This is a genomic window from Paenibacillus spiritus (assembly GCF_008710135.1).
GTDB classification, from domain to species: domain Bacteria; phylum Bacillota; class Bacilli; order Paenibacillales; family Paenibacillaceae; genus Paenibacillus_AQ; species Paenibacillus_AQ glufosinatiresistens.
This window is the reverse complement of the sequence record NZ_VYKK01000005.1, coordinates 443,293-458,744: the sequence shown is the minus strand read 5'-3', so window position 1 is coordinate 458,744 and position 15,452 is coordinate 443,293. Positions and strand designations below refer to the sequence as shown.

General features: G+C 57.8%; 18 protein-coding genes. 3 read left to right on the top strand and 15 right to left on the bottom strand.

From position 1 onward, the window contains the following. Positions 1–101: 101 nt before the first annotated feature. The 7 genes from thiD to F4V43_RS06600 form a co-directional block, all read right to left on the bottom strand. Positions 102–914 (bottom strand): bifunctional hydroxymethylpyrimidine kinase/phosphomethylpyrimidine kinase, encoded by an 813-nt coding sequence (gene thiD / locus F4V43_RS06630; protein ID WP_150457441.1) that lies wholly within the window; start codon positions 912–914, stop codon positions 102–104. A gap of 73 nt (positions 915–987) precedes the next feature. Further along, entirely contained in the window at positions 988–2,232 is a 1,245-nt protein-coding gene (locus tag F4V43_RS06625) for a TPM domain-containing protein (protein WP_191089498.1), read from the bottom strand. 204 nt (positions 2,233–2,436) lie between these two features. Continuing rightward, entirely contained in the window at positions 2,437–3,588 is a 1,152-nt protein-coding gene (locus F4V43_RS06620; RefSeq protein ID WP_150457439.1) for a metallophosphoesterase, read from the bottom strand. Between the two features lie 12 nt (positions 3,589–3,600). Beyond that, a complete protein-coding gene (gene msrA, locus F4V43_RS06615; protein ID WP_150457438.1) occupies positions 3,601–4,113 on the bottom strand; it encodes a peptide-methionine (S)-S-oxide reductase MsrA in 513 nt (170 codons plus the stop codon). A 160-nt stretch (positions 4,114–4,273) separates the two neighbouring features. Continuing rightward, complete coding sequence (locus F4V43_RS06610) at positions 4,274–4,684, bottom strand: bacteriohemerythrin (RefSeq protein WP_150457437.1); 411 nt, start codon at positions 4,682–4,684, stop codon at positions 4,274–4,276. 85 nt (positions 4,685–4,769) lie between these two features. Then, complete coding sequence (locus F4V43_RS06605) at positions 4,770–5,954, bottom strand: alanyl-tRNA editing protein (protein ID WP_150457436.1); 1,185 nt, start codon at positions 5,952–5,954, stop codon at positions 4,770–4,772. Positions 5,955–6,021: 67 nt separating this feature from the next. Next, a complete protein-coding gene (locus F4V43_RS06600) occupies positions 6,022–6,882 on the bottom strand; it encodes a DUF421 domain-containing protein (RefSeq protein ID WP_150457435.1) in 861 nt (286 codons plus the stop codon). Positions 6,883–7,067: 185 nt separating this feature from the next. Between F4V43_RS06600 and F4V43_RS06595 the strand changes: the two genes are divergently transcribed. Further along, positions 7,068–7,274, top strand: coding sequence for a DUF1657 domain-containing protein (locus F4V43_RS06595; RefSeq protein ID WP_150457434.1), 207 nt, complete (start codon positions 7,068–7,070; stop codon positions 7,272–7,274). 63 nt (positions 7,275–7,337) lie between these two features. On the opposite strand, the gene F4V43_RS06590 is transcribed toward F4V43_RS06595, so the two are convergent. From F4V43_RS06590 to F4V43_RS06560, 7 genes are all read right to left on the bottom strand, one after another. Beyond that, positions 7,338–8,144, bottom strand: coding sequence for a M15 family metallopeptidase (locus F4V43_RS06590; protein ID WP_223879796.1), 807 nt, complete (start codon positions 8,142–8,144; stop codon positions 7,338–7,340). 33 nt (positions 8,145–8,177) lie between these two features. Beyond that, positions 8,178–9,647, bottom strand: coding sequence for a DHA2 family efflux MFS transporter permease subunit (locus F4V43_RS06585; RefSeq protein WP_223879795.1), 1,470 nt, complete (start codon positions 9,645–9,647; stop codon positions 8,178–8,180). 86 nt (positions 9,648–9,733) lie between these two features. Continuing rightward, a complete protein-coding gene (locus tag F4V43_RS06580; RefSeq protein ID WP_150457433.1) occupies positions 9,734–10,279 on the bottom strand; it encodes a hypothetical protein in 546 nt (181 codons plus the stop codon). Positions 10,280–10,412: 133 nt separating this feature from the next. After that, positions 10,413–11,198, bottom strand: coding sequence for an ABC transporter permease (locus F4V43_RS06575; protein WP_150457432.1), 786 nt, complete (start codon positions 11,196–11,198; stop codon positions 10,413–10,415). A gap of 6 nt (positions 11,199–11,204) precedes the next feature. Then, a complete protein-coding gene (locus F4V43_RS06570) occupies positions 11,205–12,050 on the bottom strand; it encodes an ABC transporter permease (RefSeq protein ID WP_150457431.1) in 846 nt (281 codons plus the stop codon). After that, the gene (locus tag F4V43_RS06565) at positions 12,043–13,089 is read right to left on the bottom strand and encodes an ATP-binding cassette domain-containing protein (RefSeq protein ID WP_150457430.1); all 1,047 of its coding nucleotides are present in this window, start codon (positions 13,087–13,089) and stop codon (positions 12,043–12,045) included. Before F4V43_RS06565 ends, F4V43_RS06570 begins: the two co-directional genes overlap by 8 nt. An 80-nt stretch (positions 13,090–13,169) precedes the next feature. Beyond that, positions 13,170–13,952, bottom strand: coding sequence for a GTP cyclohydrolase II (locus F4V43_RS06560; protein WP_150457429.1), 783 nt, complete (start codon positions 13,950–13,952; stop codon positions 13,170–13,172). A gap of 200 nt (positions 13,953–14,152) precedes the next feature. Here F4V43_RS06560 and F4V43_RS06555 point away from each other — a divergent pair, with 200 nt between their 5' ends. Both F4V43_RS06555 and F4V43_RS06550 read left to right on the top strand, forming a co-directional pair. Next, the gene (locus F4V43_RS06555; RefSeq protein ID WP_150457428.1) at positions 14,153–14,482 is read left to right on the top strand and encodes a winged helix-turn-helix transcriptional regulator; all 330 of its coding nucleotides are present in this window, start codon (positions 14,153–14,155) and stop codon (positions 14,480–14,482) included. A 256-nt stretch (positions 14,483–14,738) separates the two neighbouring features. Next, complete coding sequence (locus F4V43_RS06550; protein ID WP_150457427.1) at positions 14,739–14,954, top strand: hypothetical protein; 216 nt, start codon at positions 14,739–14,741, stop codon at positions 14,952–14,954. A 101-nt stretch (positions 14,955–15,055) separates the two neighbouring features. Here F4V43_RS06550 and F4V43_RS06545 read toward each other — a convergent pair whose 3' ends face one another. Continuing rightward, positions 15,056–15,370 carry a hypothetical protein gene (locus F4V43_RS06545; RefSeq protein WP_150457426.1) on the bottom strand — a complete coding sequence of 105 codons (315 nt, stop codon included), beginning with the start codon at positions 15,368–15,370 and terminating at the stop codon, positions 15,056–15,058. Positions 15,371–15,452 lie beyond the last annotated feature (82 nt).

The window sequence follows — 15,452 nt, the reverse complement described above, 5'->3', positions numbered from 1 at the left end:
GGGCTGTCTCTCAGATCATTTTATGACCCTTTTGAGACAGCCCCTTCGGAGTTCTGCTTATTTGCCGGCAACCCGGGTATCCGTACCCGGCGGGCGGAAGCTTAGCGGTTCAGCCGGTAGCCGCCGTGGAACACCGGGCCGACATACTCGTTGAACGCATAACCCGAGGCAATCGCCGCTGTCACAAAATCCTTGGCCTTCAGCACCGCTTCGCGCGTCGCCAGCCCTGTCGCCAGACCCGCCGCTACAGCAGCGGCGAACGTGCAGCCTGCGCCGTGATTGTAAGCCGGCTCGATCTTGCCGGTTGCCAGCACCGTGAACTCGCTGCCGTCATAGAAGACGTCGATGGCCTCGTCGCCGCCCAGCGCCTTGCCGCCCTTGACGACGACCGTCTTCGCGCCCTTGGCCTGAATCGCCGCGGCCGCTTCCTTCATGGCCTCGACGGTTGTCAGCCGGCCGAGTCCGGACAGGACGCCCGCCTCGAACAGATTCGGCGTCACGACCTCGGCCAGCGGAAGCAGCAGATCGCGGATCGCATCCGCGCTCTCCGGGTTCAGCACCTCGTCTTCGCCCTTGCATACCATAACCGGGTCGATGACGACATTGGCCTGTCCGTTGCGGCGGATGGCTTCTTCCGCTACCTTCACGATCTCGGCGCTTCCCAGCATGCCGGTCTTCATGGCATCCATCGGTCCCCCGGCATAGATCGTCTTGAGCTGCTCGGCCACAAGCTCGGGACTCATCGGGTAGACGCGGTGATGCCAGTTGTCTTCCGGGTCCATCGTCACGATCGTCGTCAGTGCGCTGAATCCGTAGGTTCCGTACTCCTGAAACGTCTTGAGATCCGCTTGGATTCCGGCGCCGCCGCTGGAATCGCTGCCGGCTATGGTCAAGGTTTTGATGACTTTGTTCATACATGGCTCCCCTTTATATGCAGTCTCTGTAATTCGGTTCTATTCTCCTACAGAATCCAGGGGATGGCAACCCTCATTTCCGGCGGTTCCAGCCGGCCGCGGGCACCGGGCGGTTCGAACGGCTTCGCCGCTGCTCCCTTGTCCGCCGTTTCACCGTGCGCCAGCTCTGTCCCGCCAGCAGGACAAGGAGCGGACACAGCACAACAAGTGCCGCTCGGACCGTTCCCCCTCCGGCGGCTTCGGATTCTTCTCCGAAGGTCCGGGCTTGTCCGCCGGCAAGGCCGACAGCCGCGGCCCCGGACCGGACCGCCGGCTCACCCGCCTGCACAGGCGCAGCTTGGCTTGCCGCTGCCTGCGCGTTCGTTACTCCGCCTGCTCCGTCGGCCCGCTCCAGCAGATAGGCGTAGACGCCGAGGAACGTCTGCACCGCCCCGGCCTCGTAGCGGCCCTTCGCGAACAACGGCTCCAGCCGGCCGTCCAGCACGGCGCCCGCTGCCGCGTTCGTCAGCACGCCGGCAGCGCTCTCTCCCTGAAGCAGATAGTAGTCGTCGGCGGCAATATCCAGCGCCAGCAGCACGTCGTCCCCGCCGGCGCCGACCCCGGCCAGCTTCTTGCGGGCATACGCCGGGAGCGTGTTCCCGCCTCCGTTATTGACGGTAGCTACATACAGCCCGCTGCCGGTTGAGGTGCGGTAACGGGCGCTTGTCCGGTTGATGAAGCGGCTCGCCGCCGCGTCCAGCACACCGGCGTTGTCCGCCGTGTACCGGGACGAATCCCCCGGGGGCAGAGCTTGTCCGGGGGCAGGTCCGGGAACGCCGTCAAGCGCCTGGGCCAAGGCGTAGTAGGCGGAGGCCGCGGCCCGGTTGGCTTTCCCTTCAGCCAGATTCGGAATCAGTGCCGTGCCGAGAATGGCGGACAGCCGCGCATCGCCGAGCCGGGCTTCCGCCGCCGGGCCCCGGACTGCGGCATAAGCCCCGTCTCCGGCCGAGACCAGCAGCAGCGTTCCGTTGCCGTCCTCAGCGCCTACACGCCAAGAGTCAAAGAGGGAACGCGCATATTCTTCGGCCGAGAGGTCCCCGGTATCCGGGACAGTCACCAGCACGAGCCGTTCCCCGTACAGCCGGTGCAGCAGAACTCCGGTATGAAGCAGATCCAGTTCGGTCTTCTCGCCGATCACGCCGGCGAAATCGTTGACATAATAGCCGTCCTCCGGCTCCGGCAGACCGGATGCCGCCTGGACCCGGAGCGGAACCCAGGCAAGCAGCAGGAATAAAGATAAAGGCAGCAGCAGCCGTATCCGTGCGCAAGGTGCTGTCATGGACTTCAAGCCTCCTTCTAATAGCAGCATTTGCTCTTAGTCTATTCGGCCGGTCAGGAAATCTTCCTATTTCTCTGACAGAAGATTTGAATTCTCTAAGTCGTCCCCCCACACAACAGCAAGGGACGCAGCCGCATGACAGGCGGGCGTCCCTTGCCGGGCATTACTCTTCTTCTCTTGCAGGGCCTTCGGTCTTCAGCCGCTTCAGCGGGCTTGGGCAGTCACCAGCGACAGTCCGAGAATCTCGGACCGGCTGGCCAGCCGAATCGGCGGGCCCCAGGTTCCGTAACCCGAAGAGACTACGACATGAAGGCCGGCCTTGCGCAGATAACCCCAATCCAGCTCGAACAGCCGCCGCGTAATCCAGTGGTTCGGCGCAATCTGGCCCCGGTGGGTATGGCCGGACAGCAGCAGATCGACGCCCTCCTTCGCTGCGGCGTCGAAGCCGGTCGGCTGGTGATCCATCAGAATGATGGGGCGGGAGCGGTCGAGACCCTTCAGCAGGTCGGCGACGCTGCGCCGGCCGTTCGGGTCCATCGTCTCTGCGGTCTTGTCCTTGCGTCCGACAATATAGACCCCCGCCGCTTCGGCGACTTCGTCCTGAAGCACCGGAATGCCGATGGACTTCATAACCTCGGTGTATTCCGCTATCGAACCTCCGTAATATTCATGGTTGCCGAGTACGGCATACACGCCGTGGCGGGCCTTGAGCTTCGCCAGATTCTCGCTCATCCGGTTGCGGAGGAACGGTTCAATGCTGTCGTCGAGCACATCGCCGACCAGCAGAATCAGATCCGGCTGCATGGCATTGATCCGGGCCACCAGCCGCTTCAAATGACGGTTGCCGACGATGTTCCCCAGGTGCAGGTCGCTCGCTACCGCCACGGTCAGCGGTTCCCGAAGCGACTTGTCTCCTTCAATCGCTATCGGATACTTCCGAAGCACCGTATTCCAGGCGTTGCGGGAACCCCATACCAGGAAGGCGACCAGCAGCGCGGCCAGCACCCAGCCGGCAATCCGTGCGTAAGCGGCCGCATCCGCTCCGGCCAGACGAAGAATGCCGTAGACCAGATCGGCCAACGGAAGCAGCAGAAGCGCGAATTCCATGACCGCCAGGTAGTAGGAGCCCAGCACTTTGAAAGGACGGAAGAAAGGACGAATCCGGGAGGGCCAGGGAATCATGGCCAGCGGATAGCCCATGGCAACCACCAGGAACACGGTCCAGTAGAGCGCCCGCGGCAGAGCGGGGACGATGCTGTCCAGAAGCAGAAGAAGGTGATACCCGATATACAGATTGACCGCTCCGAGCACAGCTACGGCGGCAAGGGCGGTGAGCAGAAAGCGCAGTTTCTTCACAGTCGTGCCTCCTCACCAGTGCTTGGCGATAAATTCATCCCGCCCCGACTGCGCCCGGTCTTCCTTGTAATGCTTCGGATTCTTCTTGTGATAGTCCTGGTGATAATCCTCCGCCGGGTAGAATACCGGTGCGGGCAGAATTTCCGTGACGACCGGTCCCTCGAACCGGCCGCTTGCGGCTACCTGTTCTCTGGAGGCCAGGGCCGCTGCTTGCTGCGTTTCGTTGTAATAGAAGATCGCCGTCCGGTACTGGGAACCCCGGTCCTGGAACTGTCCTCCGTCGTCCGTAGGATCGATCTGCGGCCAGTACAGTTCCAGAAGCCGCTCATAGGGGAACCTATCGGGATCGAAGGTGATCTGCACCACTTCGTAGTGGCCGGTATCTCCGGTCTTGACCTCTTCGTAGGTCGGATTTGCTGTGTGGCCGCCAGCATACCCGGACACAATGCTAACGATGCCGGGCAGCTCCTCGAACGGCGTCACCATGCACCAGAAGCATCCCCCGGCGAACATTGCTTGTTCCATCTTGTCTCTCTCCTTAAGGGCGCTTCGCCCGTCTAGTCCACCTTCTATTTAACACGCTGGATGCGTGCGAGGTCAAATGCCGCATAAGCCCCCGGAACGCCCAAAAAGCGCTCCCCTTCCGGGAAGCGCCTCTCTTCTTCGGATATCTCCGCTTGAGCTTCTAAGCCGTCTCGCCCCGCTTGGCGAGATACTCGCCGATCAGCTTGTCGCATTTGCTGATATGCGTCAGCAGCCAGTCGGTCAGTATCCGGTTGAGCTTGATCGTCGTCAGGACGGATACGCCCTTGGTCTTGACGGCTTCCTCCAGCTCCAGCACGGTCTTCACGAACTCCGCATGCTCTTTCCGGTGATCGCCCAGCTCGGGAAAATGAATCTCGTCCATTAGTTCTTCTTCATTACTGAAATGTTCCAGCGTATATTCCTTCAGAAAACCAAGCGTCTCTTCAATCTTGTCCCGGCCCTGCTGATTGGAGCAGGCGTCGAAGAATTCATTCAGCTTCAGCAGCAATTGCCGGTGCTGGCAGTCAATCTTCTCTACTCCAATGTCATACGATTCTTTCCATGCTATCATTCCAAACCACCGCTCTCGTTCCAGAATTCGTGTTCATCGTCAAGAACATTGTCTCCTGTCCGGCATGAAGAAACTGTTAATAACATCACATGCTGTCGAAGTGAGCGGTTAATTTATCGATTATGTCCCGAAAAAAGCGTTCCGCTTCGTCAGAGGAAGCAAAAGCCGCTTGAGCCAGCTTCTCTCCGCCTCCGCCCTTGCCTCCCGTTCCGGGAAGCGCCGCCTTGAACCAGGCTCCGCAAGGAGGCTCTCCGCCGCTTGCGAGTACGACCTTGCCGGCGTCCTCGTCCAGCAGCAGAGCCGGGGTCCCGCCTTCTTCGGCGATCCGGACGGCGAGCGCCTGCAGCTCCTTGAGCGTCCGGCTGCCGACGCGGTGAGCGATGAAGCCGCCCTGCCTTGCGTTGAGCAGCTCCCGGACCAGGAAGCCGTCGCTCTCGGTCCGGAGGCGCTGCAGCTCCGCCAGCAGCCCGCGCTGCTCCTGCTCCAGCTTCTCCACCCGCTGCATAAGCTCAAGCCGGGGCGCGCCCAGTTTCACCGAGAGCGCAGTTAATACTCCCGCGCTCTCGGCGTAATCCTCCAGCGCCCGGAAGCCGCATTTGAAGTAGAGGCGCACATGCCCTTTGTGCTTCTCGGACCGAAGCAGCTTGACCGGGCCGATCTCGCCCGTACGGGCGACATGGGTTCCGCCGCAGGCGTTGTATTCCACGCCCTCCATCTCGACGATCCGGACATTGCCGGTTACGGACGGCGGCTTCACCAGCGGCAGTTCCGCAGCTTCTTCCGGCGTCACCCAATAAGAGTGAATGGGAACATTGCGGATAACGAGCCGGTTCGCTTCGCGTTCCAGCCCGGCCATCTCGTCCGGAGAGAGCTCGCTCCGTTCAATATCGATGGTGGCGTATTCCGTTCCCAGATGAAAGCTTAGCGTCTGCGCGCCCGCTTCCTCCAGACAGACGGCGGAAAGCAGGTGCTGCCCGCTGTGGTGCTGCATATGGTCGAATCGGCGTTCCCAGTCGATCCGGCAGAGCACCTCTCCTTCCGGAGGCTCGGACTCCAGGCGATGAATCACCGCTTCGCCGTCCCGGGTTACATCCGTCACCCGAATACCTGCGATCTCACCCCGATCGCAGGGCTGTCCTCCTCCGTGCGGATAGAAGGCCGTCTCGGCCAGTCCGGCCTCCCATCCGCCGCCCCCGGCGGGCCGTTTCCACTCTATGGTGCTGCGCCATTCCCGCAGGTACGGCGATGAGTCATACAGTTGGTTCGTCAAGCTCTGATCTTCCTCTCCCGGCATTTGTTATTTACTATAACACATGCTTGGCACACTTGCCGGGCGCTCAGTTCTGAATATACGGCTTCAAGTCGGCCAGCAGCCGCTGAAGCTGTTCGGAGCAGCCGCCGTACAGCTGTTTGGCGGCGGTATCCTTGGTCGAGAGGCTGAACAGTTCCAGGTCGGCCTCGCATTTTTTGAGCAGCGCATAGAGCTGGGGCTTGTCCTGCGCCTTCGGCGTCTGCACCCCGTCCGCATACAGATCGACCGTAAGCTCTCCATAGGAATCAATCTGTCCCAGGTAGACCTCCTCCATCCGCACGCCCAGCTTCTCCAGCTTGTCGTTCAGCCCCTTCGGAGTCAGGCCGACCGCATCGAGCGGCTGGGACAGCATTTGGCCGTCCATTATGACCGCCTGGGTCTCCCGCTCCGGCGCTACCTTGATCCCGAGATGCTTCGCGGTCAACGGCTGATTCTCGCGGGTCAGCAGCACATTGATGGCTCCATCGGACTCCAGAATGGCGAATTCCACATCCGCCACCTTGAACACATCCTTCTTTCGCAGCTCCTCCAGCAGTTCATCCGAGCTGATGCGCTCCTTCTTCAGGTTCTCTTCCAGAATCTTGCCGTTGCGGATCAGCACGGTGGAGCGGAAATCAATGAAATCTCGCGCCTTCTTGCTCTTCAACTGGATAAACTCAATGAGATACGAAACGGCTACCCACACGAGGAGAGCAATCAGCCCGAGATGCCAGGTTTTGTCCGTATCCAGCGAGATCGTCGCAGCCAAATCCCCGATGGTGATCCCCGTAATATATTCAAAGAACGACAGCTGTGACACCTGCCGCTTGCCGAGCAGCTTGGTCAGCAGGAAGAGCACCACAATAGCGAAGAGCGTCCGCACGATCACTTCCAAAGATTCCATCATGTCCGCATACCTCCTGTCCGAATAAATTCACGCCATTCTACAGGATGGCTCACAGAGAGGCTTCTCCATCCGCCGAAGCCTATTCCTTATTGTGGTATAGTCTGCCGGGGATAAAAGGTCTGCCCGGACTCCATACTAACCGTCGCAGCAATCCACACCCCATCGGCCAAAAAGGAGGACCCGCGATGACAGTCGCTTCCCAAGTGAAGACTTGCGTTGCCTCGCTGAAGAGCGCCCAGGCCAGCCTGGAACAGTTCGCGCTGGAGACGCAGAATGAAGATGCCAAGCAAATGTTCACCTCAGCCGCCGCACAGACCCAGCAGATTGTGCAGCAGGTAGAGAGCCGGGTACAGAAGATTGAACAGGAAGAACCTCAGTACAGAGGTTTCTGATCCCTCCCCCGGAAATTCAGAAGGGCTGCCTGCTCATCGGCGATGAGCGGGCAGCCCTGTCTGTCATTTCACTTCAAAGTTAAAATAAGTGCTTGGATACGGTTCGTTCTTCAGGGTGAAATGCCACCATTCTTTGCGGTACGGCTCGAACCCGCCCCGGATCATCTCATCTCTCAGCAGCTTGCGGTTCGCATGCTGGGCTGCGCTGACCTTGGTTGTATTGTAATAGGAGATTTCCCCGAAGAAATCATAAGGAGAGCCCATGTCTGCGGCCTTGCCCGTCTTGAGGCTCGCCAGCGTCAGGTCCACGGTACTGCCGCGCGAGTGACCCGAGCGGGAGGAGATGAAGCCAAGCTTGAAGAGATTCTTCTTGTTGAGCGCCGGATAGAAATCGGCCTTCATCCGCGTATCTCCCGGAGTCTTCGACCAGCGGATGAAATGGGCCACGGCCGCCGTGGGCCGGTAAGCATCGTAGATCCTCAGCGTGTACCCATTGGCAGCCAAGCTGTCGTTCACTTTCTTCAGAGCCGCCGCGGCTTCCTCGGTCACAATCGCATAGGGCGCTTTGTAGCCGTCAATCCGGGCGCCGACGAAGTTGTAATCGCTATAATAGCGGATTTCGAACTGGGCTTTGGGAAGGACCTCATCCAGATAGACGAAGCCTTTGGGAAAAGGATACTGCTTCGCCGCCGATGTTGACGCCGCAGCCTTGGCAGCGGATGCTTCGGCTGTCACCATTGCGGCTGTCAACAGAAAGAGCGCCAGAACGGCCGCTGCCAGCCGGAGAGCTTGGGCGGTACTTGCCGCTCCCCTCCCTTTCTGCCCTGCTATTCCTTCAGTCCTCTTCATCCTCTTGGCTTGCGTCAGCATTCTTCGGGGCCCTCCCTTTCCCTAGCGGATCGTTTAGTGGCCGGCTTTTGGCATCTCATGCTTGATCTTCACACGCTTGATAAAGAACGACAGGACAAGCCCGGCTGCCGCCACAATCAATCCGAATATAAACACCCGCTGCACACCCTGCGTGAAGCCGGCTAGAATCTCCATCAGATCGGCCGGGTTGGCCGATCCGCTCAAGTAGCTCTTGCTTCCGGCCGTCATAATGCTTACCGCCAGGGCGGTGCCGATGGCTCCGGCCACCTGCTGCAGCGTGTTCATGATGGCTGTGCCGTCCGGATACAGCTCCAGCGGGAGCTGATTGATTCCGTTCGTCTGCGCCGGCATGAACACCATGGAAATGCCGATCATCAGCGTGCTGTGCAGCGAAATGATGAACGCAGCCGTGGAAGCGGCAGAGATGTCGGAGAAGAACCACAGCGCGGCTCCGGCTACCACAAGTCCGGGCATCACAAGCCATTTCGGACCGAAGCGGTCGAACAGCCGGCCCATGACCGGCGAGATCAAGCCGTTGATCAAGCCGCCGGGAAGCAGCAGCAGACCGGCCTCGAAGGCGGTCTTGCCCAGCCCCTTCTGCAGATAGAGCGGCAGAATGAGCATGGAGGACAGAATAATCATCATGCAGATCAGCACCATTACAACGGCGATGGTGAACATCGGATACCGGAAGGCCCGGAGATTCATCATGGGCTTCTCCTGCGTCAGCTGGCGCCAGGTGAAGAGAGCGAGCGCTACGGCTCCGATTATCAGGGCGATGACAACCTTGGGACTGTCCCAGCCGTCGGCTTCACCGGCGCTGCTGAATCCGTATACGACGCCGCCGAAGCCCAGCGAGGACAGCAGAATCGACAAGACATCAATCGGGGGCTTCGAGACTTCGTTGACGTTCTGCATGAAGAGAATGCCGAAGATCAGCGAGATGAACAGAACCGGCAGCGACAGCCAGAAGATCCAGTGCCAGCTCAGATTCTCGATCAGCAGACCGGCAATGGTCGGTCCGACAGCCGGAGCGACCATAATGACCAGTCCGATCATCCCCATGGCGGCCCCTCTTTTATGGGCAGGAATGATGACAAGAATGGTATTGAACATCAGCGGCAGCAGCAGCGCCGTGCCTACGGCCTGAACGACGCGGGCCGTCAGGAGGAAGCTGAAGTTCGGGGCGATTGCAGCCAGGAAGGTGCCGGTAATCGAAGCGCAGACGGCCGCCACGAAGAGCTGTCTGGTGGTAAAGCGCTGAAGCAGAAGTCCGGAAATAGGCACCAGAATCCCCAAGGTCAGCAGATAAGCGGTGGTCAGCCATTGAACCGTCGCTGTCGAGATATTCAATAGTTCCATCAGCTGGCTAAGCGCTACGTTGAGCGCCGTCTCACTGAACATGCCGATGAAGCCGCTGAGAAGCAGTGCGGTCAGGATGGGTATCGTCTTGTACTTCGGCCTTTCCTTGTCTAGTACAGGGGTTGCTGTATGGTTGCTCACTCTCTGATTCCTCCTAAGTTATGGGGCAAATAAGTATATCGCCGTCCGCCCGTTCTCTTCTCTGAACAGGCGGACGGCGGCCGCTTCTAGTGCGGCTCTTTCTGAATTTCGTCTCCGGCCACCGACCATCTGCCGGCAGACTTCAGCAGCCGGGGGTGGACCTGCTGCGGCGCTTCCGAGAGAATCAGCCGGATGCGCTTGATCCACTCCTCGAAGGTGGAATAGGAAGCAAAGGCATTGGCATTCTCAGGACTCAGGTAAAGGAACAGCGGGGTCTCGTACCGTTCCTCCAGGTGCCGGAGTGCGGCTTCGACCGGAGTATATTTCTTCCGCTTGCCTTCCCACCCCTCCACGGCGATCCAGGAGCGGCCGGACGAACGCTTCCAATCATGCAGCCGGTCCTCCCGCCGGTAGAACGAACTCACCGGAGCCTTGGACATTCTTCTGACCGTCTCTTCATGCAGCGGATAAAGGACAAGCCGGGAAAAATTCCGGCGCTTCGCCTCTTCGGCGGCTTTCTCCAGCCCGGCATCCTCTGCGTCTTCAAAAGAGTCATAATACACAAGCGTTCCCTTGCGTTTCTCGGCTGGCGGTTCATAGCCGTACGGGACGTGAATCTGCTCTCTTCTCATTCTGCTGCGCCTCCTTCGGATTTGCGCTTATCATACCTCAGGCAGGCCGGGTCCAAACGGGACGAAGGGTTCCTCTTTTAGTTAATGGTATGAATATGTTTAATTAACCCTGTTAACAAATGATCATTCCCGGTCAGGACCCCGCTCCCTTGTAGCGTTTAACGCCGCTGTTCCAGGCAATCAGACCGATCCCCAGAAAAATTGCTCCCATGACAGGCGTCAGCAGGGCCATGCGTTGCATGCCGTCCCGGTGAAGGAACAGCGAGGCCGGATATACCCCAACAAACGCAAAGGGAAGAATCCAAGTAAGCAGCACCTGAATGGCCCGGTTATAAATGGTTACCGGATAGCGGCCGTAGCCCTGAATGTTGTACATCAGCGGGATGATTCCGGTCGGTGCATCCGAGTAGAAGGAGAGCGACGTTAGCGCGGTATAGATACCGGTATAGATTGCCACGGCGCTGAGAGTCAGCACCAGCAGCGCCGGCAGGGTCCACCACTCCAGCGGAAGCCCCAGCTGCGCCCCGCTGACCGCCATAATAATTAACCCGATTAAAGAACCAAAAAGCGAAGGCGGGTCCACATTCTCCAGGAAGATCTGGAACAAATTGTGCGCAGGGCGCGTCAGAATCCGATCCATTTCTCCCTTGACGATATAGCGTTCGCTGAAGTTCCACATATTCACGAAGCAGTTAAATACTCCGTAAGGCACCATGAAGAATCCGTAGACAAAGATGACTTCTCCCCTGCTCCAGCCTGCCAGACTATCCGTATGCATGAAGACGACGAAGATAAAGATCAGATTCGTCACCTGGAAGAGCAGATCGGACAACACCTCCACCCAGAAGTCGGCGCGGTAGGTCATCCGGGTCTTCATATAGTTCTTGATATATTCGCTCATAAGTCCGATATAGTACATTCGTGGTCACCCTCCCTGCACGAACAGCCGCCGGCGCGAAGCCTTGTAGAGCGCGATCATGGGCAGCAGCAGAAGAACGAACCACAGCGCCTGGATGCCCAAGACGTTCCAGATGCCCACGCCCTTCACTCTGCCTGTGAAGACCGAACCCGGCAGAAACGTAATGGCCTGAAACGGCAGCCACTTCAGAACCGGCGACAGCCAGCCCGGGAACAGGCTGATCGGAATAATGAGGCCGGAGAACAGATCGACCACCACCCGCTTCATCCGCATCAACCCTTCATTGTTCTCCACGAAGAAGGCCAGCAGGCCGGTGATCACGTTAAGCTGGGAGTTGATCAGGAAGCTGAAGAAGAGCATGACCAGAAATCCCGCCCAGGCGGCCGGATCGGTCGGCAGGGTCACCGGGAACAGCAGCATGACAATGCCCATGCCGGGAATCATAAAGAGCAGGAAGCGGAAGGCGCCCTCGCCCAGTCCCTGCATCATTTTCACCAGCACATAATTATAGGGGCGGATGAATTGAATGGCGATGCTGCCATCCCGGATGTCCGCCGATATTTCCCGGTCTAGATTATTGAAATAGAATGCCCGGGCCATCCAGGAGACCGCGATATACGTGGACATCTGGGCAGCGCTGAAGCCGCCGAGCGATTGGCCCTCTCCGTAGATCGCCATCCAAGTGAAGTAATTGACGCCGATATTGAGGGAATAGATCAGAATGCCGGTGTAGTAGTTTACCCGATAGGCCAGCATTGTCAGGAACCGGATCCGGATAAAATCGAAGTAAGCCGACAGGTTCAGCGACCGGGCACTGCCCGGCGCCGCGGCTGGAGAGAACGTTCTAGCCATGAGTCCCTCCCGCTGCCGCCTCCGAAACATCCTCGCTCCGCTCGGCAGAGCCGGACTGATAGATGCTGCGGACAATTTCGTCCGTGTTCGTCTCCACGATTTTGATGTCCGTGATATCGGTCTGGCCGACCACACGCACCAGTACATCCGACACGTTCAGCTCCAGCGGCAGCCACACCTTGGCGCCGAGTTCATTGTCTGCCGACCAGTTCACCGGAAGCCCTTCCGTCTTGGCGCGCAGATTCTCCAGCTTGGTTGGCGAGCCGAATTGAAAAATCACCTCGCGTCCGGTGCCCCAGCGCTGCTTCAGATCCTCCAGACCGCCGTCATAGATAATGCTGCCGTCATCCAGCATGATAACCCGCGAACACAGAGCCTCAATATCCTGCAAGTCATGTGTCGTCAGCAGAATGGTCGTTCCATGCTCCCGGTTCATGTCCTTCAGAAAGTCGCGGATCTCCGATTTGACGACAATATCCAGACCGATCGTCGGCTCGTCCAGGAAAACAATGGACGGATTATGAAGCAGCGCGGCTACCAGCTCGCAGCGCATCCGCTGGCCCAGACTGAGCTTGCGCACCGGACGGTTGAGCAGCTCCTGGAGCTGGAGCCGTTCCACCAATTCGTCCAGACGCTTCTTGTAATCGGCTTCCCCGACGCTGTACACCTTCCGCAGAAGCTGGAACGACTCGATGACCCCGATGTCCCACCAGAGCTGGCTGCGCTGGCCGAATACAACGCCGATATTCTTCACGAAGCGCTCCCGCTCCTCGTAGGGAACAAATCCGCCGACCGTTAGCTTACCCGATGTCGGGACCAGAATGCCGGTCAGCATCTTGATGGTGGTCGACTTGCCGGCCCCGTTCTCGCCGATATAACCGCAGATTTCCCCTTCCGGAATCGTGAAGGAAATATCCTTGACCGCGGCTACCTCGCGGTATTCCCGTTTAAACAAATCAACGAAGGCCCCGGTAAGGCCTTCGCGGTTTTTCTGCACACGGAACGTCTTGCGCAGATTATGAGTTTCGATCGCTGCCATAGGGTACCTCGCTACTCTATCAGTTTCAGTTCAAGCACTCATTATAAAGGAGCCGCTGCGAAATCGCCAGTCTCTGACGCTTACTGTGCGATACGGTCTTCAAGAATCTCATCCGTATCGTCCGCCTTCAAATGGCCGGAGCGCGCAATCTTGGTACGAAGGTACTTCTCGTTAAAAGCCGAGACGTCTCCCCACAGCGGAATCCGCTTGACGGCATTCATACCGGCGTTCTTCAGCGCTTCGAGCTTCTTCGGATTATTCGTAATCAGCGTAACCGGCTTGGTTCGAAGCGCTCGCAGCACCGCAATCGCTCCCGAATAATCCCGGGAATCGTCCGTGAAGCCAAGCGCAAGATTCGCCTCGACCGTATCCATCCCTTCCTCCTGAAGAAGATAGGCCAGCGCCTTGCTGAACAGCCCGATGCCGCGGCCTTCATGATCGGCGAGATAGAACAGCGCTCCTGCCCCGTTCTGCACGATCATCCGCATGGACTGGCGCAGCTGGAACCCGCAGTCGCAGCGCTTGCTTCCAAAGATATCTCCGGTGTGGCAGATGCTGTGCATGCGAATCAGGGCGTCTTCCTGATGCTCGAAATCGCCGTATACGAGCACGCTGGACTGTTGTCCTTCGGCCAGCCTCATAGCGGGCAGCTTGCCGATCAGCGCCTCCACATCCCGTCCTCCGTCCAAGTCCGCAAGCTCTTCCTCGTTCAGATGCACCCAGTTGTACCATTGAAACGTAACGGTGCTGCCGTCCAGATTGACCGGAAGCCGGATAGGTCCGACCAATACTTGAGCGCCGTCTCCGGCAGGAAGCGTCTGTATTTTATCCTTTAGCAGAGCAGCCACTTGAGAATTCGTCATTTTGCGCACCGTCCTTTGCATGCTGTCCGCAGCGGCCTGATCAGCCGGGCGGTTACCTTGTTATTTTAAGTAACTAATTGTAAGTAAGTTTACCATTGTAATATTATATCGTCAAGTTATAATAGTAACTAAATAGTTGTGATTACTTTTGGTAAGTTTTTAAACGGACGTTTAATTTATCCCTATAGAGGTGATGCGAAGTGAACGATTTTCACATGTGTCCCCGTTTCGAGAAAGCGGTCGATATTCTCAGCAAGCGTTGGGTCGCCCTGATTGTGTTCGTTCTGATTCCCGGACCCCGGCGGTTCGGTGAAATCGAGAGCTGCCTGTCCAACTTGAGCGGCAAGGTCCTCTCCGAGCGCCTGAAGGAGTTGGAGCATGAAGGGATAGTGGAACGCCATGTCTATCCCGAAATTCCTGTACGGATTGAATATTCCCTGAGCGCCAAGGGTCAGGCTCTCGCTCCCATTCTGGGCGAAATCGGCAGCTGGTCTTCCGAATGGATCGAGCTGGAAGGGAGTACTCGTTAAAGCGCAGACTTCTTGGCAAGCAGAACGGAATCTGCGACAACAGCCGTCCCGTGCCAGCGTTGGCTGGACGGGGACGGCGGGTACATAGGAAGCTTGAGTAGCGTAGCCTGTTCAAACCAAGCAAGCTTATAAGATCGGTATGTATAATCAGATATTACATTTTTTTCTAATTTTATATTGAAAAGCCCGCTTGTTTATTGTAATTTATTCATAGGGAATCTTTGGAGGCCCAACTATAGGAGAGGCGGTAGAAAGAATGGAATCAATGTGCATGGAAATGATGATGGGTATGTGTATGGACGACATGATGGCCAAGATGAACACCATGAAGATGTGTATGGAGAAGATGTCCTCCATGAAGATGATGGACGGAATGAACATGGACATGATGATGAAGAAAATGCAGGACTGCGATGAAATGATGACGATGTGCATGACGATGATGCGCAATCAGATGGAGATGTCCAAGTAAGAATTTCAAGCGCCGCCCGTTCCCGCTGTCCGGGAATGGCGAACGCACGGCAGTCAGGCAGAGCAGACAACTGCATGCCTTTTTTATTTGTTCTCAGCAACCTATTGAATCCGGAAATACTCGTTCTGAATGCATCTGGCCAGCTGGATGCGCTCCAGTTTCAGCTCCCAAATCTCTTCTTTCCACCGGCACTGCTCCTGCTCTTCTCCCTCGTCCCGCAGCTTCTGATACAATTCGGCCAGCATCAGGTTAATCTCGTCAAAACGGACCCACCATTCCCGAATGCTCCGGCGGCTTCGTTCGTTAGCCGGCACGCTGGACAGGGTCTTCATCTGTTCCAGCAAGTCGTTCTGCCACTCCCTGTCGCCGAGCGCGGCGGCATAATTATAGAGATCCAAATAATCGTCCATCATCATGGTAACCGGCTCCTTGTTTCTTCATTACCAAGTATTATACTAGGTATTTAAGGAAAAGCAAGAGGCATTCCATCCCCGGTCC